Consider the following 20718-nt stretch of genomic DNA (forward strand, 5'->3'; position numbering starts at 1 on the left):
TGCTAGTTCTTCGTCAGCGCGCATATTATTAACCCTCTTTATTTTCTCAACGACCGCTTTATACGCCTTTTGGACATTATCAATAATTTTAGTGATGTTGCCGGCTTCTTTCTTATTCTCCTTTTTATATAAATCTAAAGCCCATTCTGTAAATTCGGGGTAAAGAGCAATTTTGTCTATCTTTACCCGTATTTGCCTGTTTAACTCTTTTTCCTCAATACATTTTTGGGTGCAATTCGGGTTTTTCTTTTTGCCGCAGTGATAATAAATATAATGGTGGACGTTGCCATTTTTCTGCCGCTTGGTTTTTTCTTCGGCTGTTATCATGCCTCTGCACTCACCGCACCTAATCATACCTGTAAAAGCAAATTCGTGGCTTCTGGGGCGTGGTTTTCCGTCTCGGCCAAGGATTGTTTGTATCTTGTCGTATTCTTCCTCTGCAATCATCGGCTTGTGTATGCCTTTATACCAGTTGCCGCTTCTGCGAGGATATTCAAACGAGCCGTAATAAAACGGATTGGTAAAAAGATAATAGGTGGCGGTCTTGCTTATTGGCCTGCCGCTAGGCATAGTAAGTCCTAATTTTTTGTGTGCTATCTTCTGTATCTGCGGAACGGTATGCGTGCCGGCAAGCATTAGGTCAAATAACTTGCGGACTAAATTAAAGCGTTCCTCATCTGGTATTATCGTCTTGTCGCCCTTAACAGCATAAGGGTCGTTTTTATAACCTATTGAAGCCGGCGCTGGATAAATGCCGCGTTCAGCTCTGGCGTGTAACCCGCGCTTAACATTTTGGCTTAAGTCGCGTAGATACTGGTTTGCCATGCCAAATTCTACACTCATCATTAAAACATTATCCGTTGGGTAATAGTCCCTATCGTAAGCGCGGATATGTTTTATCACTCCCTGTTGTAACATCCAGTTAATACTTCCGCCATCAACCGGGTTTCGGGCCAAGCGGTCTAGTTTCCAACAAATTATTCCCTGTGCTTCGCCCTTATGTATTCGTTCTAACATTTGGTTAAAAATCGGCCGGCCCGGCTCTTTAGCCGATTGGGATTCGGATAGTGGTTCGCCTATTACTTCTAATCCCTCTTTTTGGGCCAACTTTTTTAATTCGTCTATTTGCGAATCAATGGACAAAACCTGCCGGTCTTCTGATTCGGAAGATTTACGTGCGTATAGAAAGTATTTAATTTTCGTTGCGTTAGTATTCATAAAACCTTAAAGGGGCGACCTAGTTGCCCAACCACTTGCTCCGAACGGAGTAGTATTGCTGGTAGATCGCCCCATTAAGGGGAACAATACCAAACAAAAACCGTTCGGGTAGTATGTGGTTATGGGCAACGATATAAATATATCATATTTTTGTTAGAGCAACTATCGTCTTTCTGTATACCTTTTAATCTGGTCATTAAAGTATCTTCTCTTATCTCTTACCTTGCCTTGGCGTTCTGCGTCTTTAGTTATACTAAAACATTCTTCTATTCCATTCATACCGCATTGCGGATTTTTTCTAGCACTTAATATAAAGTTGATATGCTTTTCTCCTAACCACTCCGCTATCTCTGAACATCTAAAGTCGTCTCCGCTTTGTGCTTGGTCTCTAAATTCAGACGGCGTTGTCCCATTAAAAGAGAATATCTTTATAAGCGATTGCCTCTTATCGTTATTATAAATATTGTTTACCGAGGGGTTATCGTTTGTTGGCAGTTCTTCCGATGACGGAAAAACTTCTGGCGGTAGCAAGGTTTTACCTTGTTTTATCTGCTCTTTGTCCGTAGGAAGATTTCTTCCTCCGGTATAGTAGCGGGTTAGCAGGTCTTCCAAAATGGGTTTTGATATTGAATATTGATTACTGCTCCAAATTATTTGTCCTTTATCTATTTCTTTATTCTGTCTTGCTGTTATAACGGGCTGTCCGCGATATGTTGTTTTCTTGGCAATAGATACCCATGTGCTTATAGTTCGTTCGGTTTTGTTAAATATTCTGGCCAGCGTGCCCTCTTTTGGATTACACTCGCCGTTCTCATTTATGAAAGGTGCTAAGCCAATAAGCAATAGAAAAACCCTCTCGCCAATTTGAGGGATAATTCCGGACTTAATACCATCATCAAATATTTGACTATATTGTTTCGTTATCTCGGTCATTAAATAATTCATTAACCTTTTCTGTGATTGCATCTTCAATACTTTTTCCTGCTTCCTGACTAATGGGGTGAAAAAAGTTTAGATTCTTCTCTCCTAGTTTCTTGGCCGGATAAACAAGGCGGTAGCCGGATTTTCCTAATCTGGTAAAAATCGCCACACTTCCGACATAATATTTTCCGTCCAGCACAAAAGAAGCAAAGGCGATTAGCCCATCTTTTGGCTTTACTGGAGATATTTGGATTTCACTTATTGAGGATTCGTGGTTCATATGTATTCGCTACTTCTTTAGTTTCGCGAGACAGAAAATCAAAAATGGTTTTATGGAGTTCATAAACTCGGTTGGCCTTTTCTATGGCCTCCTTGTCACTCAATTCCTCCCCGAATTTTCGGGAGTATATTTGTTTAAATTCTTGGACGGCTTCTTTGGACAACATAGTTTTGCGCCCACTTTTTGAGAATAAAAAAGTAGGATTACTTTAATCCTACTCCTGTACAGAATGAGTCATTTTAGAGTCATTACGCAGTCCTAATGCTTTCTATAAAATGCTAATTCTGCCCATATAAACAGGTCTTTTTTGGTTTTATCTTTAATCTTGTCATTAACCATGTGCATTAAATCATATATTAATTGGCGTCCATGCTTTGGGTCATCTGCTAAATCTGTACCCATCTTTTCCGCCATTATATCCCACGAGATTACTTCTCCCGGGCCAAACCCGAACGCTTCTTTACAGAAAGCAAATTGTTTCTTTCCGGCTGGTATTTCTATTTCAAAACTGCCCCAGCGAATACGCGGTGGATTATCTAAAAATTCAGAGGGGGTATTGTTTAATTTTTCCCGTAGTTCTTTGGGGTTATTAAACTCTACTCCAAGCATTTTAGCTTTTTCCTTTAACCCGGCGGGATTTTTAGCTTCTAAGTAAAAAATTGTGCCAAATTCGCTGTTAGGTCCGATTTCGGCTACTTCTATTTGGCAAAGTCCGTCTAGCAGTTTGCGAGTGTATGTAATAACCAAATCTTTCTTAACACGATTAATATCGTCTTTGGTTATAGGAAATGTTTTGCCTTCAAGATTTGAGTTTGGGAAGAATTGTAGCCAATGCTCACCTCCTTTTGTCATTCTGGCAACTAATTCCTCGTGGCTTATATTGTCCTCATTTATTATTTCAATTTCGGGGTATGGTGTTGATTCTTCAGCCACCCTTAATTCTACGGGTTTTTTACTCCGTTTAGATGAATGTTTTAATACCTTACTTAATAAATATTTCTGATAATCAGTTGTTGCCGCGGAGTTTTCCGCTATTTGTAAAAACATAATTACTTTTTCATTACTTATTAAAATGACTTTTATAAGCCGGGGTTAAATCTTAGCTTTTTGAAGGGTCTAGTTCGTGTTAATGGTCTGCACCTCCTTATTCTACCCAACAAATAGGTCAATTTGCTTAATCCGTTACAAAAAACGCTGGAATCTAAATCCCGGGCATCTAAATATACGCTTTCAAACACGTCTTTAGCGGCTTTTTCATAATCAGGAAGAGTTATTAACCTTTGTGTCTCTTTTATTTTCTTGGTTTTCTTCATTTCATAATTCACCCCCTTTGTTTAGATATAATCTGGCCTAAAATAGCCCTTTCGTCAATTTTCCGATAGTCCTTTAGGAGGAGGGACATACCCATACCCTTTTAGAATTTTTTATTTTTCAGGAGTTACGGTATTCATTTGCCCCCGCCCCTCATTTTTCATCCTCATTTTTTCCAGCACTAATATATTTATTTATATCTTAAAAATTTAAGTGTGTTTGAGAAAAATACTTTAATTTTAGCCATCAGATGATTACCATTAGCCGGCTTTAGAGATATTGTGCCGCTTCGTGGCACTGCGCCGGTGTTTGCAGGATTGCATCGCCCAAAACATAACTTTGGCTTTACCGCTTAAAAAATATGGATTAAGCCAAAGTTATTGCTGATAACGACCCCTAGAGTAATAATCAAAAAGGAAGCCCGTTTACAGGTGTTATACCTCTCGGGTTTCCTTTTTGATTTCCTATAAATGATTTTATGAGGTCGTTTTCAGCAGATTTGGGCGATCCGGCGTCTTTGGGGAAGTTCTCGGGGTAAAACCTGCCGAAGACCCTTTAGGGTCTTTATTAGCGAATTTTAGCCCGATACGGGCAAGCGAATAGCGCGAGGAACATTCGTGCCGCTTGTCCGTGAAGGTGCTAAAATTCAACCTTTAGTAATCGCCGGCTGGTTTTATACCGCTAGTTCCTCCACCAAGCCCTGTGAGTTCAGGCGTAGCCCACTTGAAAATTAAAGTATTTTTCTCAAACACACTTAAATTTTTAAGATATAAATAAATATATTTATTTTGGCCTGATTTTGTGGTATATTTTACCCGTCTACCCATTATTCATTATGCCTGAAGGTGTAAGCCGCTCGTCTTTCCCGATTTGCGATTAAAGACGGGTGGCTGACCGCCACAAGTCGGACTGCCTTCGGGCACCCGATGAATAGTGGGTAGACCGGTCGGCTGCCCTTTTTTGTTATTTGTAGAACCTAGTTCTGCTAAAAATAGATAGAGCGCCGGAAATCTTATGCGTCTACCAAAGGTTTTATGGGTTTTTGTACTGGTCGTTTCTGTTGCCTATTTTGGCTACTCGGTTTATATGTTTTACTGGCGCATACTTTATTGTTCCAACTTGGCAACAGAGGGCTCTAAAATACCACCCATAGAGATTTATGACACCATTGCTTACGAGAAAACCTTTAGGAAAGTTTGTGGCGGAGGGCCAGGATTTATACCTATTGTGATTAGTGTTGTCGGAATGTACTATGGATTTCGTGGCTGGGTTCTAAATTCCGTAAAAGACCATAAAAAATAAAGGTGAATAAAAATATAACCATGTTATCCAAAAAACATATTAGAATTTTTTCTCTTGTAATCGCTATTATTTTTGTCGTCCTTTCCGTGGGCAATATGGTTTTAAGAGTTGCTACATGTATTCAGCTAGAAAAACCGACCGCACCGCCGACAGATTATAGTTCAGATAGCGAAGTGGACGCATGGATTACTTATAAAAAGTTCTGCAGAAATCCCGTGCCTTATATTATTCTTCTCTTAAGTGGTGGATATTTAATCTCTGCTATTCGGAAATTAAAGCGCAAGTACTAAAGGTATAGAAAATATAATAATTTAGTGCTAAATTGGATTTATCTAATAGTTTTGTATTACTCAAAGATGTAATGAAGAATCCTAAATTTCCAAAAGATTTTATAAATAAGATTGTCTGTGGTGATGTTTTAGATATAATGAGACATATCCCGAATGACTCTGTTGATTTAGTAATTACTTCACCGCCATATAATCTCAAGAACTCAACTGGCAATGGTATGAAAGACGGCCGAGGCGGTAAATGGGCAAATGCCGCTTTACAAAAAGGTTATACTCATCATGACGATTGTATGCCTCACGAAGAATATGTTAAGTGGCAGAAAAATTGTCTTACCGAAATGATGAGGATTATCCCTGAACATGGCGCTATTTTCTATAACCACAAGAGGCGAGTTCAAGACGGCATATTGCAGGACCGCCAAGATATAGTGGGCGGTTTCCCGGTGCGTCAAATTATAATCTGGCAGCGTAAGGGCGGTCTCAATTTTAATCCCGGTTATTTTCTTCCGACTCATGAGGTCATTTATCTTATCGCAAAACCCAAATTTAAGCTTGCACCTAAAGCCAACGCTCATGGTGATGTTTGGGAATTTACTCAAGAAATGAAGAATAAACATCCGGCCGCTTTTCCGGTAGACCTTATTGACCGGATTGTTTCGTCTACTACGGCCCAAACCATTTTAGACCCTTTCATGGGTTCGGGCACTACGGCAATTTCTGCCCTTAATCATAAAAGAAATTATATCGGGATTGAAATTTCTCCCGAATATTGTAAAATGGCACAACAAAGAATTAAAGACTATAAACCCCAAGACCCATTTTTATTACAATGAAAAAAGAACCGGTTATTTATACAAAGCAAGCGCTTATAGAAAAGCTCAAAGAAATTGCCGATATGGGTTGGATTAAGAACGCTCGCCATGGCAATCAGGGCGGTGTTGGGAATACTTTAGAAGATTTGCTTGGTATAGAGGAGAACAATCTGCCAATTCCTAATGCGGCCGAATGGGAGTTAAAGACACAAAGATTAAATTCCGGCTCTTTGTGTACTCTTTTTCACATGGAGCCATCGCCCCGGGCCATTGGATTTGTTCCGAAAGTTCTTTTACCTAAATATGGCTGGCCTCATCAAGAGAGTGGTAAGAAATATACCAAAGGAGAAATGAGTTTTAGGCAAACCATTCAAGGACTTTCTAGGAGCGACCGCGGATTTATGGTTAAGATTGACCGGAAAGCAAAAAGGGTGCTGGTTTCTTTTGACACTAAAAGCGTAGATGCACGACACAAGAAATGGCTTAAGTCAGTTGAAAAACGCGTAGGTTTAGGCGAATTAAATCCACAGCCCTATTGGGGCTTTGACGACTTGGAGCATAAGGCCGGGACCAAATTGCTAAACGCTTTCTATGTCCAAGCTAAAGTTAAAAAGATACGAGGCAAAGAGCATTACAAATATAGCAAGGTTATGATGTTGCAGAAGTTTAGTTTTGAAGGATTTTTGAAGGCGATTGAGGAGGCACAAATCTTTGTAGATTTTGATGCCCGCACCGGTCATAATCACGGGACGAAATTTAGGGTAAGAGAGGACAGTTTACCGATGCTTTATGAAAAAGTAACGACCATTTTATGAAAGGTATAAAAGAATCCAAACCCTGGAAAATTGCTAGAAGGGCAAACGATTTCTTACTTCGCTGGTTTGGGTTTGATTTAATCATTGTCTTTCTTTTGGTTGTAGGAATCATCGTTATAATTAATTTCGGCGATCGGTCTGATTTTGACAAACTTGCTGTTTCTTTAATTCTTTGGGGAACTGCACTTTCTATTATTCAATATACCAAAGAAACACACGGGCTTAGACTTTCAAATAAACGGCTTCTTGACAGTAGCGAGAGAGCAAACAATATAGCAGCAAGGCCGATACTTGCACCACGTTTTTTAGAAACAAACTACGGTACTGCTAATTACATCTCGGTTAATCTAAAGAATGTAGGAGGAGGGGTTGCAAAAAATATTCGGTGGAGCATCAAAGTAAATAAAGATTCAGATAGCCTAGCTGATAAAAATTTATTCTGGCGGAGTTTAAACGAAGACACATTGCCTAAAATTTGGCCTAACTTTGGATATAGGGTAACAATGTTTAAGAAAATGGATTACGATAACCTGTGGAAGACCGTTCTTATTGTTAAGTATGATTGGGAATTTAGAAACAATGAAACCGAGGTCTTTCCGTTGGACCTAGATTATTACGCGTCCTCTGACTTATCCGGAAATCTCTTAGAAAAGTTGGACGATGTCTGGGTTCATGAAAAAATTAGAGAAATCGCGATTCGGCACGTTAAATCACAGATAAATGAATAAGACGGGTTCAAATATCGTTTAATAGTCGGGGGGTAGTGTGATAAGATAGGTTCTAATATCATTCAATACCCTCCGCCAGTTAGGAAATGAAGTCATTGGCTCGCCCGCTACGCGGGCTCGCCAGCCGTTTTGAATCTAAAATTATGAGAAAATTAATAATTTTTATCATCATCGCAGTTATTGTCGGCGCAGGCGTGTACTACGCTAGTTTTTATTTCAGAGAGACAAGGGTACAGGAAGAAATTCCTAAAGAAATGCTTACTAATATCAAGACGCTTCGCCGGGGCAACTTCGAAAAAATTGACATTATCCACGGCGGTTCTGGAAAGGCCCTGTTGCTGGAAGATGCCACTGGGCACAAACTGTTGAGGTTCGAGAATTTTGAAGTAACTAATGGCCCCGATCTTTACGTTTATCTTTCACGTAATCTCAAACCAACCGGAGACACCGAAAGTTTGGGTGATTTTATAAATCTTGGGCCTCTCAAGGGTAGCAAGGGTAACCAAAATTATGAGATAAATCAAAATATTGACGGCTACAACACGGCGGTGATCTGGTGCAAACAATTTGGGGTACTATTTTCTTTCGCGGTTTTACAATAATTCGAATTGGTTTGGAGCTTCTCAAAACCACAATTTTGTGGTATTTTTATACTTGGAGGGTTCGCCTAATGGTTAAGGCACCACTCTTTAATCCAGCTCTTGGCGGTGAGGTGGCCGAGTGGGTTGAATGCGAAGCAAGCAGCATTCAACGGGCAACAAAAAGTTGCCCCGGAAACATGAGGTCAACAGTTTTTTGATTGAGGCTTTGTTGAAATTATTGGTGAGGTGGCCGAGTGGTTTAAGGCAACGGTCTTGAAAACCGTCATACGGGAAACCGTATCGTGAGTTCGAATCTCACCCTCACCACCAAGAGCTGGGCAAGTGCTATATAAAAAATGGCTCACATAATTGATCTTAAAAATAGGCAGACGGTATTGAAACCAGAAAATGGCGAAAGGTTGAATTTAGAGCAATCCTCAATCAGGGTTATTTCCTGGTCCGGCCGACTTTATCACCAGCCCAATAGGTTTGCGGCTACGGTTGCGGCAGTTATTTTTTTTGGAATCGCTGTTTTGATCCAAATTTTTCAAAAAAATCTCATCACAACCGTTTTTTTTGCTTTGATTGGTGCGGTAATTTTGCTCAACACAAGACATGAACCCACAAACAATAATTTTGAAATAAACCCGGGCGGCATATCAGTAAATGGCAAAATATACAACTACCGTGAAATCAAATCGTTTTGGATTGAATATGACCTAACGCTTGGCATAAAAGAATTGAGTCTGCAATTAAAAAAATGGCACACGCCTTATGTTAAAATACCCATAGCCGAGCAAAATCCTGTACAGCTGAGGTTGGCTCTGCTAGAGTTTTTACCTGAGGTTGAACACAAGGATACACTTGTTGAAATATTGGCGAGAAAATTAGGAATTTAAACCTCTCGTAGTTCAATGGACAGAACGCGAGATTGCGGATCTCGTAATCCAGGTTCGAATCCTGGCGGGAGGACAAAATTGAAAAGCCGCCACGTTCTTTGGGGTGTGGCGGCTTTTCAATTGGAGAGATTGGTGATATTAAAGTTATAATTAAACCATGTTTGACTTGAACACTCCCATCGAAAAACTCACTCGTGTCGGACCGAAGTTTTTGGCACGTTTGAAAAAACTGGAAATAAAATCAATCAAAGATTTATTGTGGCACTTCCCGGCACGCTATGACGACTTCAGTAAGTTATTACTAATATCAGACATTAATAACGCGGGGGAAGTTGTAAGTATTGCCGGCGAAGTGACAGATATCGAAATGGCAAGGTCATGGCGGCGCAGAATGATCATTGTTAACGCAACTGTTGAAGACCAAAGCGGTTCTATCCGCGCTGTCTGGTTCAACCAGCCTTATATCGCTGATGCCTTAAAAATCGGGACAAATGTCAGCTTATCCGGCAAAATTTCCATGGACAAAAATGGCTTATACTTTTCGTCACCATCTTATGAAAAAATTTTTCCGCTAGAAACCGGTTTAACACACACCGGCCGGCTGGTTCCTGTTTATCCGGAAACCGAAGGCATTACCTCCAAGTACTTGCGTTTTTTGATTAAACCAATCCTTTTAAAAATGAGAGGTGTGCCCGATCCCCTACCGTCAGAGATTATTAAAAAATATAACCTGCCAAACTTAGTTAAAGCCATCAATCAAATACATTTTCCGAAAAATCTGGAACAAGCCGAATCGGCAAGAAAAAGATTTACACTTGAAGAGTTACTTTTATTCCAACTGAGAACGTTGCGCGATCACAGGCAACTCCGAATGTTAAAAGCACCCCGAATTAATTTTGACAAGAAAATAATATCAGACTTCGTGAAAAATCTGCCCTTTAAATTGACCGATGATCAGAGAGTAGCGGCATATGAAATTCTACAAGACTTGGAACGGCCTTTTCCCATGAACCGGCTCCTTAACGGCGACGTCGGTTCCGGAAAAACTGTTGTGGCATTAATATCAGCTTTTCAAACAGTTTCAGCCGGCTTTCAGACAGTATTCATGGCCCCAACGGAAATACTGGCCAAACAACACTTTGACTCGCTTTGTTCAACCATACTCACTGCAAGTCGCTCGCTCAACGCGGACGCAAAAATCAAAATCGGATTGTTAACCGGGAGTGAAGCAAAGCAATTCCCGACAGACGAGGTTGTTGAAGAAAAAATCAGTAAGAAATTGCTGGCATTAAAAATTGCCAAGGGGCAAATAGATATTGTAATCGGCACCCATGCAGTAATTCAAAAGGGTATAAAATTTGCGAAATTAGGCCTTGTAATAATAGACGAGCAACACAGATTCGGAGTTAAACAACGAATGCAGCTAATTAAAAATCAAGAATTGGTGCCGCACCTCCTGTCCATGACCGCGACTCCGATCCCGCGCACACTAGCTCTGACCGTCTATGGAGACTTGGACGTTTCACTGATTAAAGAAAAACCCAAAGGTAGGCAGCAAATTATCACCAAAATTATTCCGCACAGTAAAAGAAGTGACGCTCTTGAATTTGTAGAACAACAAATTCGGTCTGGACGCCAAGTTTTTGTCATATGTCCTCAAATTGAAACATCAAAAACAGAAGAACCGGCGCAAAACAAACCAATTTCACAAACAAAATTAGTTTGGGCCGAAATTAAGGCCGTATCCGATGAGTACGAGAAACTCTCAAAAAAAGTTTTTTCCCACCGTAGGGTGGCAATGCTCCATGGAAAAATGAAACCAAAAGATAAGAATGAAATTATGAAAAAATTCAAAGATGGGCATTATGACATACTGGTATCCACTTCCGTTGTTGAAGTGGGCATGGACATACCCAACGCCGCCGTCATGATGATTGAGTCGGCCGAAAGATTCGGCTTGGCCCAATTGCATCAATTCCGGGGACGGGTCGGCCGCGGCAAACACCAATCATATTGCTTATTGTTTACAAGCAGTAACGACACACGGACAACCCGTAATTTAAAAGCACTTGAAAAAACCGACAGCGGTTTTGAGTTGGCAGAAGCTGATCTAAAAATACGCGGTCCCGGGGAATTTACGGGAACGCAACAGTCAGGCCTTCCTGATTTTGCAATGGCGTCACTTGCCGACATTGATCTGATAAAAAAAACCAGGCTTGAAGCCAGGTTATTATTAAAAGATGATCCGGCGCTGAAACGCCATCCGCTCCTTGCCGCCAGATTGGCAGAAATGCAAAGATTGGTCCATTTTGAATAATTTAGCCGGTAATTCTTTGTTTCACAACCTCGGCTAACTTTTGAAATTCGTACACGTCAAATGATTTTTTGTATGCCTGAATCTTTAGAATTTCTTCTATCTGCCGGTCAATAAACTCACAAATGGGCAAAATGTCTAAAAAGTCTCTGGAGCTCACGGAAGGATCATTATCCATTTCCAGCAACTTTTGTTCTAAATCTTCATAATCATCCAAAATCCTATTGACCCTTTTTGCTCTTTTAATGTCGTAAAGAATTTTAAGGGTAAACGATATGACGGCGCCAGCCATCAAAAGGAATAAAAGCGTAGTGTTTGCTCTCACACCGACCCTCATTAAAATATTAAGATTCTGTATTAAGAATATAAATAAATACTTTACTTGTAAAGATCACCCCTTAGGTTTTTGGGTAACTCCGCGACTTTGGAGTTACCCAAAAACCCATATATTTACCGAGCATAAGACGGGTTTGAGCCTCAAGACCCGGTAACGAACCAAGAAGAATAGTCGTTACCGGAAATAGAATCCACTGAAGTAACATCCAAACATGCTTAAATTTTCCATATCGCGGAGGCCTGGGTGGCAAAACAAAAATTGTAAATATGGCTGACGTCACCAATCCAATCATCGCAAAGGTCATAATTAAACGCGTAATAAACGGCAAGTTAAAAGACAAGACTGTTCTGTTAAACTGACTGCCTCCAACAATTACAGGCAACCAGCCAAGTAAAAATATTATAATCGCATTGGTGGCCCATGACCAAAATCTTTCCAACATTGTAAGGGCCAGGTAAATTTTCTTACCCAGACCGATTGCCTTATTTTTATAAAACCCAAAAATAAAATATGGCACATTTTCTACGCCATATCCCCAACGCCGCTGTTGCTTATAAACATTTACCATGGTTCGCCAAAACGTTTGGCCCACATTAGCATCCATTGAAACTGGGTAATATAAAGGTTCTACCTTGTATCGACTGTCATACCGCAAAAAACATTGCCAAAAAATGCGCGAATCCTCAGAAACCATGTTGGTCTGCCAAAAATCCACATCAACCAATGCGGCCAATGGCATTGAATGGCTAGAAAAAGTAGTGTCACTTTCCATGCGTTCCTGTTTTATCGTATGCCAGAATGTTGAAGAAAAAGCCACAACCCGCGCAAATGACGGTGCTTCCCAAATGTTATTGGTATAAAACGGCACTGGCTGATAAGAAGAATGCAGTGGATCTTGCGAAGTAAGAAATGTATAAGTTAGGCGTAAAAAATATTGCGGAAAAACGATAGTATCAATATCCAGAGCCGAAACTAAAACGCGATCATGTAAAATTCCCATATTATCTATTACTTCGCGTTTAGTAAATTTACCAGCCCAAGCAATGTTAGATCCCTTGCCAGCCAACTCACCCTGTAGCGAAGCTGGGTGTTCAACAATTATCAATTTTAAAAAAACATTTTGGTATTTTGAAATTATTATTTTTGCTACCGAGGAATTAAAATCTTTCCCTGCCCGTTCTTCCTGAGCAACTACGACAATCATCCTGTTCTTTGGGTAATTTGAATTTGTTAATCCATCCAAGGTTGCATTTATCATTTCCGGATCTTCCTTGTAGGTAGGTAACAAAACTAAATGATAAATATCCTGCCAAGACTTAATGGCTGGCAACTGATAACTGGCGACTGGCAACTGGTTTAAAGCCTTTGACCAGTCAATTTTCATATTCAAGCGCATTTGTTTAAACGCGACCCGCAAATGGAAAGACAAGTAAACCGTTTTAACAAACCAATAAACATCAAAAATAATTATAAAAATTGCGACAATAACAGGTTGAATAAATGATAAAACAACCGCAGCTATTAAAGTGGCCCAGGCCAGAAATCCAGGCAAAATCTCAAAAAACCGGTATAAAAACCGGTCCTTTTTATCAATTAAATCAGGGGCTCTACCTAATTTTAAATAACTATCAACCACAGACTCACATTAGTTTAAAAATTAAAAGGGGGCAACATGCCCCAGCTATTCGCTAATTGTGCCATTTTCCTCCGGCTCTAAGTTTATAGGACTTGCAGTGTCAATATCCGTAAATGAGTCGGTATATTGAGATACGACAACTTCTTGCTGTAATTTTTCCACAATAGACAAAAGGCGGTCAACAACTTTGTCGGTTTTGAGCATCTCTTCCTTGAACTCAAGACTAAAAAAAGTAGGAAAATTAACTAGTATGTGCCAAGGCAGAGAATAAATGATTTCTTTTTCCCTTCGTTGTACGTCGATTCCTGTTAACTGCCCGGCAATTAATTTACGAAGCTCCTGCTCTTCTTTGGGAATTTTCTCTTGCCATTTTTTCAAAAACAAACGTATAGACTCAACACACCCCCATAAAATTGGCATTTGTGCGCCAGTCAATTCACCAATGGTAGAAATATCTTCCAGCTCTTTGATGCTTGCGATCAGCACCCCTTTATCACGCCAAATTTTAATTGCTTCGGCCCTTGATTTTCCGCTTAAAAAATAAGCGTTATCCTTTTTTTCTAGTGAGCATACGGTTCCGACGAACCACAGTTTTGAGTCTAACTTACCCTCGGTTTCATTTTTTAACACTAGAAATCTTGCCTCGTCGAGTTGTTCTGGCAATTTAAAAGTTTTGATAAATCCAGTAACTTTCAAAAGTGTTGACGGAAAAATTATTGATTTTGACACGAATACTGGTAAAACAACGTCGTCACCCGCGCTCACAATTTGACCCGCAGATTTTGACATAGCTAACTCCGTATAAATTTAAGGTGCTCATTTAATGCTAACAGATTAAACGCTCATTTAAAACCCTAAACGGTTGCGGAGAATACAAACCTAAAAAGGCTGTTCTCAATGTCTGATACGCCCGATTTTACTTCAATGTCCATTTGCGCTAGTGAAGCAAATAATCGCCTAAGCTCGTCAAGGTCATAGCCGTGGCACTGTTCGTATGTTTTTTTAACAACAAATGGATTAAGGCCTGTTTTTTTTATAATCATTGGAAAGGGCACCGCATTTTTCATTAAGCTTTTGACTCGAAGTAAATTTCTGAATTGGTAAACAATCATGGAAAAAATGTAGTGTGGATCATCGCCATTTTCTATGTGATTGTGAAGTAACACCATGGCTTTCAGTTTATTTTTACCGGCCACAGCATCTACAATCTTAAAAATATTTAAATTTTCCTTGGAATAGACAAGCAGGTCAACGTCGGCAACGGTAATTTTTTTGTCATCAAAACCAATTCTGTAGTTGGTAAGTTTTGCAATTTCTTGGCCAAGACGCCAACAGTCGTTATCCGCATAAGAAATTAGTTTTTTAATTGCAGCGGGTTCAATCTCTATTGATGCCAATCTGAGTTCTTTTGTAATCCAGGTTTCCAGTTTTTTTCCTTCTAAAAATTCAAAAGATTTAACAACATTCGGCTCCGCCGTTAATATGGCAAAAAAACTTTTATTTTTCCTTGCCAACTCCGCTCCATCTATTTCTTCAACAAAAATAAGAATCCTCTGCTTGTCACCTATTAAACTCCAGGTTTCTATAAGTTTACCGATTGTGTCGGACTCATTAAAAGATTTCTTCAACACAATCAGCCGTTTCTCATCAAAAAAAGAAACCGTTTTTACGATATCTTCCAACAGGGCCATCTGACCCGTTTCGTCAAAGTCTAAGACCGAGTAACCCAAACCACTATATTTTTTTTTATATTCATCAATAATCTTTTCCAAATTTTGTTTAAGCCGATACCCATCCCGGCCGTATAAAAAGATAATCACGTAATTTAGTTTGTGGTTATTTCTATCCAAACACTTCCCGGAACAAAAGGTATCTCTTTGTGGTTTTGATCATAAAAATATAGTTTGCTTTTGTCGATTTTCTTTTCCCAGGTACCAGAAACTACTTGGCCGTTTTTATAAAGCAATAAACCACCTGAACCAATAGTTTTAACCCGAATGTAATCTTTACTGATCGGTGACCATGAAGTTTTCATAATAACAACATTTTTAGTTTCTACTTGTTTGTTGGTATTTTTATCTACTTCCGGCTTATCAGCACGAAAACGTAAATACGAATTTGTTTCCTTATTGTAACGCCATGCGACATCAAATCCATGATTAAAAACTGGCTCTGGTTGGACTTCGGCCTTGCTTTTATCATCTTCATCGTGGGGATACTTAACTTGATCGCCATCCAATTTGTAACCCAGTTTTGAAGAAATCTCGATCAAAAGATCAAAATTGGTAAAAGCATTATGCGGCATGGGGATAGATTTCTTACGGTAATAAATTGTACCGTCGTACTTGAGACCGTCAATGTTATCTATAATCCCACTGTTTAATTCTTCGAGTGCTTGACGCTCTCCACCGAAATGAGCATAAATTGCATTAAGACCGAGTGCTAGTGGCACAAAATCAAGCCGAGATGAACGAACAGAACCAAGTTCCTTGGGACGATTACACTGGTAAATTGCCATCATGCGCGTAAAACCATTCTCAACTACCGGCATCTCAAATACCATATCCGCCTCCCCCACCCCGGACAACGACCTCGCTTCTTTGTCTGATGACAACATCACCGCATATGGCCGCGCATCATAATTAATGCATTGAATGCCGGCAATAAAGCTCGTGCCAAGTTTTTGACTTTTTACACTGCCACTATTGAAAATCTCAATATTTTTGTGGCCAAGTCTTACGAACCACAAAACCAGCAATAACGTTATTACCAAAATGGATATGATTATTTTTTTGTTTTTGTGCAATTTCATTTTTGATGCACCGAACAGAAATGAGCGGAGCGGCCACCCACAACAAGACGTTTGATGGTGCCGCCATCATGCTTCTGGCATTTTTCACCGGTCAACTGATAGGCTTTCTGCATATTTTGGTAATTGCCGAATTTTCCTTCAAGCGTGCGATAATCTTGCTGGCTATTACCCTTGGCGCCTATGGCTTTTTTCAAAATAAATTTAATATATTTGTAAATCTCGGCAAGTTCTTTATCGGTTAATTTTTCTACCCGGCGCAGTGGCATAACGCCAGCGTACCAAAGTATTTCGTCAGAATAAATATTGCCGATACCAGCAATCACAAACGGGTCCATCAGAACTTTTTTGACCACTCCCCTCTTGCGGCGCATGAGCTCTTTGAATTTTGCCAACGTAAATTTCAAGTCCAGGGGTTCCGGTCCAAGACGGCCAATCTCGTTTATGTTTTCAACCTTGTCGGTATCACCTAAAAAAACCTTACCAAAACGCCGGACATCAGAAAGCCCCAGCATGTAACCGTTGCTTAAATATAAAATAAATCTGATAAAACGGTTAAAAGGATCAGACTTAATCGGCCCCGCCATTGCCGGCTTAACTTTCTTGCCGTCAACTTCCCACTTTCCATACAAGAGGTGACCGGAAATTTTTTGATGAATTATAAGCGTTTTACCACCAGACAGATCCAACATTATATATTTTGCCCGCCGATGAGCACGTAAAATTTTACGGCCATTTATTTCGCGTTTAAATTTATCAAGCGAGTGCGTCTTAATAGTTTTCGCCCAGTCGGTCCAGGCACCCTTAATTTTAAGTCCAACCACTTTGTGATTAAGCCCGCGAACAATAGTTTCTACCTCCGGTAGCTCTGGCATAGGAGTATTTTAAATAAAAATGTGCGATTTGTCCATTTAAAAACCGGCTTATTGGGCCGGCAACGTTTTTTCAGATAGGGCAACAATTCTTTCGGAACTTTCGGTTAAGCCAAAATGAAGCAAACCGTCTCTGACAACATTTTTATCTTTTAAAAGTTCCACCGCGAATCTATCCGCAACAAGCTCATCACTTGTTGCTTTTATTATATGACCCAGCTCGTGAGCTACGGCCACTTTTAAATACCTTGATTTCACTGCTTTGGGCGTTAGAAAAACTCTATTTCTTCTCACGCCATGAAAATCCGACATAGTAAAAGCATTACCATTGGGGGTCCTTGGTAAATCATAAAAACCATAATAAACTGCGAACGATGTATCCTTGCGTTTTACAATCGGACTGGCCATTACTTCCTGGCAAACTACAAAAGCATGTCGGTCTATAATCGCTAAAGGCAAAGAGGAAATTTCCGGGTAAATAAATGAGACAAATATGTAAAAATTTATAAAAATAAATAAAAAAACAACAGCGAAAAGAATCCAGAATAATTTGCGCATTTGACTCCAATTCTCCTATTTTAAAATAACTACGGTTTATTCATTTCCTGCCAATTCTGGCCACACTTTACATCTACTATTAACGGTACGTCAAGGTGGTGGACCGATTCCATAATATGTTTAAATTCGGGAAAAAGTTTTTTAGTTAAGTCGGACTTGACCTCAAACACAAGTTCATCGTGAACCTGAAGCAACAGCCTTGCCTGACTGTCATCCAAATTTTTATGTATAAAGTTAGAAATATTTATCATGGCCATTTTCATCAAGTCAGCCGCGGTTCCTTGCACCGGATGATTTATTGCCGCACGTTCTGCCTGGGACTGCATCTGGGGCATGGTTGAGTGAATGTCAGGAAGCTGACGACGACGGCCGAATATAGTCTCGACATAACCATCGCGGTGAGCCTTGGCTTTCATTTCTTCCATATATCTAGCAACACCGGAAAAATCGGCAAAATATTTGGTTATAAACTCGCGGGCGCGCAAAGTACTGACTCCCGCAGCACGCGCGAAACCAAGCGGCCCCATGCCGTAAATTATTCCAAAATTTAATGTTTTTGCCTGTCGGCGCATTTCTTTAGTTACCTGATCTGGTTTTACTTCAAAGATTTCCGCGGCCGTCGCGACGTGAATATCCTCACCACGACGAAAAACATCTATCATTTTTTGGTCTTTAGCAATATGGGCGACGATACGAAGTTCGAGCTGTGAATAGTCAAGCGAAATCAACTGATAACCATCTTGTGCAATAAATGCCTTGCGGAACTCCCGCCCCAGCTCGGTTTTAACGGGAATATTTTGAAGATTTGGGTTTTCAGAAGATAAGCGGCCGGTACCGGTACCGGTTTGATTATAAGTTGTGTGCAGTCGGCCATCTTTCGAATCAATTAGTTGCGGGAAAGGCTCGATATATGTTGTCTTTAATTTTTGGAGTTCTCTATATTGTAAAATCAAATCAATAATCTGGTGTTCACCGCGAATTTTCTCAAGCTCCGGAGCGGCTGTAGAAAGCGCCCCCTTACCGGTCTTACGCACCCTACCCTTTATGCCAAGCTTGGAAAATAAAATTTCGCCAAGCTGTTGCGGCGAGTTAATATTGAATTCTCCACCGGCCAATTTATATATTTTTTTCTCCAGTTGTGCCTGCACACCGGTTGCCGACTTGAGCAGTCTTGCGATGTTTTTTACATCTATCTTAATGCCCCACAATTCCATTTCAGCTAAAACAGGAATCAAGGGCATCTCAATGTCTTCAAAAACTTTAACCAAATTAGCCGATTTTAATTTTTCCCAAAGCTGTTTTTTAAGTTTCCAAATAAGAGCCGGCTTTTGTGACACACTTTCACCTGGCATTTCATTAAATTCAGCGTAGTAAATCTTAGTAAAATCATAGTCTTTGGTATCGGGATTTAACAAATAGGCGGCGATCTCCGTATCAAAAACTCGATTTTTAATATGTTTGCCCTGCCCAATGGCAAACTTAAAAAATCCCTTAAGATCGTGGCCAGTAAGAGTTGCTTCATTACTGGCAAATACTTTTTTAATTGTATTTCCGTCGTTAGAGTCAATGACATATATATTGTTTTTGTCTGGGTCAAATTCTAATTTTGCGACATCTGATGCTCGCAAGACATCCAATGCTGTAATATTTTGTTCGGGCTCAAGATTAACCTCCGGCAATCTTTTCAATAAACTTGAGAAACCCAAATCCCTGAAAGTTTTTTCAATTTTTTGCAAATCTAAATTCTTTCGCCAATCAGCTTTTTCAAATGAAAAATCAACATCTAGGTCTGTTACCATTGTTGCAAGTTGTTTGGAAAAAAATGCCTGATCTTTATTGCTAAGCAATTTTTCTGTGAGTTTTTCGCTAATTTCTGATTTTTCGGTTTCTGCTTTTTGGACTTTAGATTTTGGACTTTCAAGAAACTGATAAAGAGACCCCAAGTTGCCAAATCTTTTTGTCAGTTCCGAAGCAGTCTTCTCCCCCACTCCGGGTACCCCCGGTATATTGTCCGACGGATCACCCTTCAGGCCTTTGTAATCGTTAAGCTGATCCGGACGCAAACCGTAACGCGCCGCGACTGCTTCTTCATCATAAACCACCGTGTCACTCACGCCCTTGCGCAAAGTAAAAACAACTACCTTTTTGTTATCCACCAGCTGAAGGGCGTCCAAATCACCGGTAGCTATAATGACTTGTAGGTCTTTTTCCACTTTTGCTTTAAAAACAAGCGAACCTATAAGATCATCGGCCTCATAACCCTCTTTTTCATAAATCGGTATGCCAAAAGCTGATACCACTTCTTTAACCAAAGGAATCTGATTGTATAATTCCTGCGGAGCTTTTTCACGGTGTATTTTGTATTCTGCGAATTTTTCATGGCGAAAAGTCGGTCCTTTTAAGTCAAAAGTTGCCGCTATATAATCCGGCTTGATATCTTTAATTGTTTTTAAAAGTATGGAAGTAAAACCAAAAACAGCATTGGTTACAATGCCCGTTGGCGAAGTCAGGGGCGGCAAAGCGTGGAAGGCGCGATGTACCAGCGCATTACCGTCAATTAGAATCAATTTTTTCATTGGAAATTTGAAATAGTAATTTTTCTTACGGTTTGGTTGATATGATCAATGTGAATTTTGATATATTTCTTGGGCAGTATCTTTTTAACCCGGTCAGACCATTCAATTAAAACGATATTTTTTGAATCGGATATAATTTCTTTTATACCAAGCGTTATAAAATCTTGATAATTTTTTAGTCTATATGCGTCTATGTGAACCAACAATCTGTAACCTGCGACCGATAATCTATAATTACGAAGTATTACAAATGTCGGACTGGTTACTTGGGATTTAATGCCAAATGCCCCGACAAAACCTTTTACAAAAGTGGTTTTCCCAGCGCCAAGCTCACCCTCTAAAGCAACAACTTGCGCATGTTTTGACTGGCCGTTTTTTTTTATTTTTTTACCCAGTTCAAAAGCAATTTTTTGTGTCTGCCGCGGACTTTTGGATTTTAATACCATTATGTAAAGAATA

Annotated in this window: 20 protein-coding genes, 2 tRNA genes and 2 pseudogenes; 9 read left to right on the plus strand and 15 right to left on the minus strand. The window is 39.8% G+C overall.

Going from position 1 to position 20718, the window contains the following annotated elements; all coding sequences use genetic code 11:
• Window positions 1-189 precede the first annotated feature (189 nt).
• The 6 genes and pseudogenes from HYT61_02820 to HYT61_02845 all read right to left on the minus strand — a co-directional run bounded on the left by HYT61_02820 (window position 190) and on the right by HYT61_02845 (window position 4557).
• Window positions 190-447, minus strand: a pseudogene (locus HYT61_02820) (recombinase zinc beta ribbon domain-containing protein).
• Window positions 448-753: 306 nt separating this feature from the next.
• Window positions 754-1218 (minus strand): annotated as a pseudogene (locus HYT61_02825) (recombinase family protein).
• A gap of 162 nt (window positions 1219-1380) precedes the next feature.
• A complete protein-coding gene (locus HYT61_02830) occupies window positions 1381-2151 on the minus strand; it encodes a hypothetical protein (protein MBI2063147.1) in 771 nt (256 codons plus the stop codon).
• Entirely contained in the window at window positions 2126-2419 is a 294-nt protein-coding gene (locus tag HYT61_02835; protein MBI2063148.1) for a septation protein SpoVG family protein, read from the minus strand. The genes HYT61_02830 and HYT61_02835 overlap by 26 nt, the downstream gene beginning before the upstream one ends.
• 258 nt (window positions 2420-2677) lie before the next feature.
• A complete protein-coding gene (locus HYT61_02840; GenBank protein MBI2063149.1) occupies window positions 2678-3466 on the minus strand; it encodes a hypothetical protein in 789 nt (262 codons plus the stop codon).
• Window positions 3467-4383: 917 nt separating this feature from the next.
• Window positions 4384-4557, minus strand: a complete 174-nt coding sequence (locus tag HYT61_02845; GenBank protein MBI2063150.1) for a hypothetical protein — start codon at window positions 4555-4557, stop codon at window positions 4384-4386.
• A 187-nt stretch (window positions 4558-4744) separates the two neighbouring features.
• On the opposite strand from HYT61_02845, the gene HYT61_02850 reads away from it, so the two are divergent.
• From HYT61_02850 to recG, 9 genes are all read left to right on the plus strand, one after another.
• Window positions 4745-5032: a hypothetical protein gene (locus tag HYT61_02850; protein ID MBI2063151.1), complete on the plus strand. Its 288-nt coding sequence runs from the start codon at window positions 4745-4747 to the stop codon at window positions 5030-5032.
• 361 nt (window positions 5033-5393) lie between these two features.
• The gene (locus HYT61_02855; protein ID MBI2063152.1) at window positions 5394-6155 is read left to right on the plus strand and encodes a site-specific DNA-methyltransferase; all 762 of its coding nucleotides are present in this window, start codon (window positions 5394-5396) and stop codon (window positions 6153-6155) included.
• Window positions 6152-6949, plus strand: coding sequence for an MvaI/BcnI restriction endonuclease family protein (locus tag HYT61_02860; GenBank protein MBI2063153.1), 798 nt, complete (start codon window positions 6152-6154; stop codon window positions 6947-6949). Before HYT61_02855 ends, HYT61_02860 begins: the two co-directional genes overlap by 4 nt.
• The gene (locus HYT61_02865) at window positions 6946-7677 is read left to right on the plus strand and encodes a hypothetical protein (GenBank protein ID MBI2063154.1); all 732 of its coding nucleotides are present in this window, start codon (window positions 6946-6948) and stop codon (window positions 7675-7677) included. Before HYT61_02860 ends, HYT61_02865 begins: the two co-directional genes overlap by 4 nt.
• A 254-nt stretch (window positions 7678-7931) precedes the next feature.
• Window positions 7932-8279 carry a DM13 domain-containing protein gene (locus tag HYT61_02870; GenBank protein ID MBI2063155.1) on the plus strand — a complete coding sequence of 116 codons (348 nt, stop codon included), beginning with the start codon at window positions 7932-7934 and terminating at the stop codon, window positions 8277-8279.
• 219 nt (window positions 8280-8498) lie between these two features.
• Window positions 8499-8588 (plus strand) — tRNA-Ser (locus tag HYT61_02875).
• A gap of 26 nt (window positions 8589-8614) precedes the next feature.
• A complete protein-coding gene (locus HYT61_02880) occupies window positions 8615-9157 on the plus strand; it encodes a hypothetical protein (GenBank protein MBI2063156.1) in 543 nt (180 codons plus the stop codon).
• A 1-nt stretch (window position 9158) separates the two neighbouring features.
• Window positions 9159-9230, plus strand: a tRNA-Arg gene (locus HYT61_02885).
• 84 nt (window positions 9231-9314) lie between these two features.
• Window positions 9315-11474, plus strand: coding sequence for an ATP-dependent DNA helicase RecG (recG, locus tag HYT61_02890; GenBank protein MBI2063157.1), 2160 nt, complete (start codon window positions 9315-9317; stop codon window positions 11472-11474).
• Window position 11475: 1 nt separating this feature from the next.
• Here recG and HYT61_02895 read toward each other — a convergent pair whose 3' ends face one another.
• The 9 genes from HYT61_02895 to tsaE form a co-directional block, all read right to left on the minus strand.
• Window positions 11476-11796 (minus strand): hypothetical protein, encoded by a 321-nt coding sequence (locus HYT61_02895; GenBank protein MBI2063158.1) that lies wholly within the window; start codon window positions 11794-11796, stop codon window positions 11476-11478.
• Between the two features lie 73 nt (window positions 11797-11869).
• Entirely contained in the window at window positions 11870-13444 is a 1575-nt protein-coding gene (locus HYT61_02900; protein MBI2063159.1) for a glycosyltransferase family 2 protein, read from the minus strand.
• A 45-nt stretch (window positions 13445-13489) separates the two neighbouring features.
• Window positions 13490-14233 carry a hypothetical protein gene (locus HYT61_02905; GenBank protein MBI2063160.1) on the minus strand — a complete coding sequence of 248 codons (744 nt, stop codon included), beginning with the start codon at window positions 14231-14233 and terminating at the stop codon, window positions 13490-13492.
• Between the two features lie 65 nt (window positions 14234-14298).
• The gene (holA, locus tag HYT61_02910) at window positions 14299-15294 is read right to left on the minus strand and encodes a DNA polymerase III subunit delta (protein ID MBI2063161.1); all 996 of its coding nucleotides are present in this window, start codon (window positions 15292-15294) and stop codon (window positions 14299-14301) included.
• Window positions 15270-16256: a DUF3048 domain-containing protein gene (locus HYT61_02915; protein MBI2063162.1), complete on the minus strand. Its 987-nt coding sequence runs from the start codon at window positions 16254-16256 to the stop codon at window positions 15270-15272. Before HYT61_02915 ends, holA begins: the two co-directional genes overlap by 25 nt.
• Window positions 16253-17128 (minus strand): bifunctional DNA-formamidopyrimidine glycosylase/DNA-(apurinic or apyrimidinic site) lyase, encoded by an 876-nt coding sequence (mutM, locus tag HYT61_02920; GenBank protein ID MBI2063163.1) that lies wholly within the window; start codon window positions 17126-17128, stop codon window positions 16253-16255. The genes HYT61_02915 and mutM overlap by 4 nt, the downstream gene beginning before the upstream one ends.
• 48 nt (window positions 17129-17176) lie before the next feature.
• Window positions 17177-17683: a hypothetical protein gene (locus HYT61_02925; protein ID MBI2063164.1), complete on the minus strand. Its 507-nt coding sequence runs from the start codon at window positions 17681-17683 to the stop codon at window positions 17177-17179.
• Between the two features lie 29 nt (window positions 17684-17712).
• The gene (locus HYT61_02930; GenBank protein MBI2063165.1) at window positions 17713-20259 is read right to left on the minus strand and encodes a DNA polymerase I; all 2547 of its coding nucleotides are present in this window, start codon (window positions 20257-20259) and stop codon (window positions 17713-17715) included.
• The gene (gene tsaE, locus HYT61_02935) at window positions 20256-20705 is read right to left on the minus strand and encodes a tRNA (adenosine(37)-N6)-threonylcarbamoyltransferase complex ATPase subunit type 1 TsaE (GenBank protein ID MBI2063166.1); all 450 of its coding nucleotides are present in this window, start codon (window positions 20703-20705) and stop codon (window positions 20256-20258) included. Before tsaE ends, HYT61_02930 begins: the two co-directional genes overlap by 4 nt.
• Between the last annotated feature and the right edge of the window lie 13 nt (window positions 20706-20718).

Source organism: Candidatus Yanofskybacteria bacterium (assembly GCA_016181175.1).
Lineage (GTDB): Bacteria > Patescibacteriota > Minisyncoccia > 2-02-FULL-40-12 > IGHO2-01-FULL-4-A > 2-01-FULL-44-17.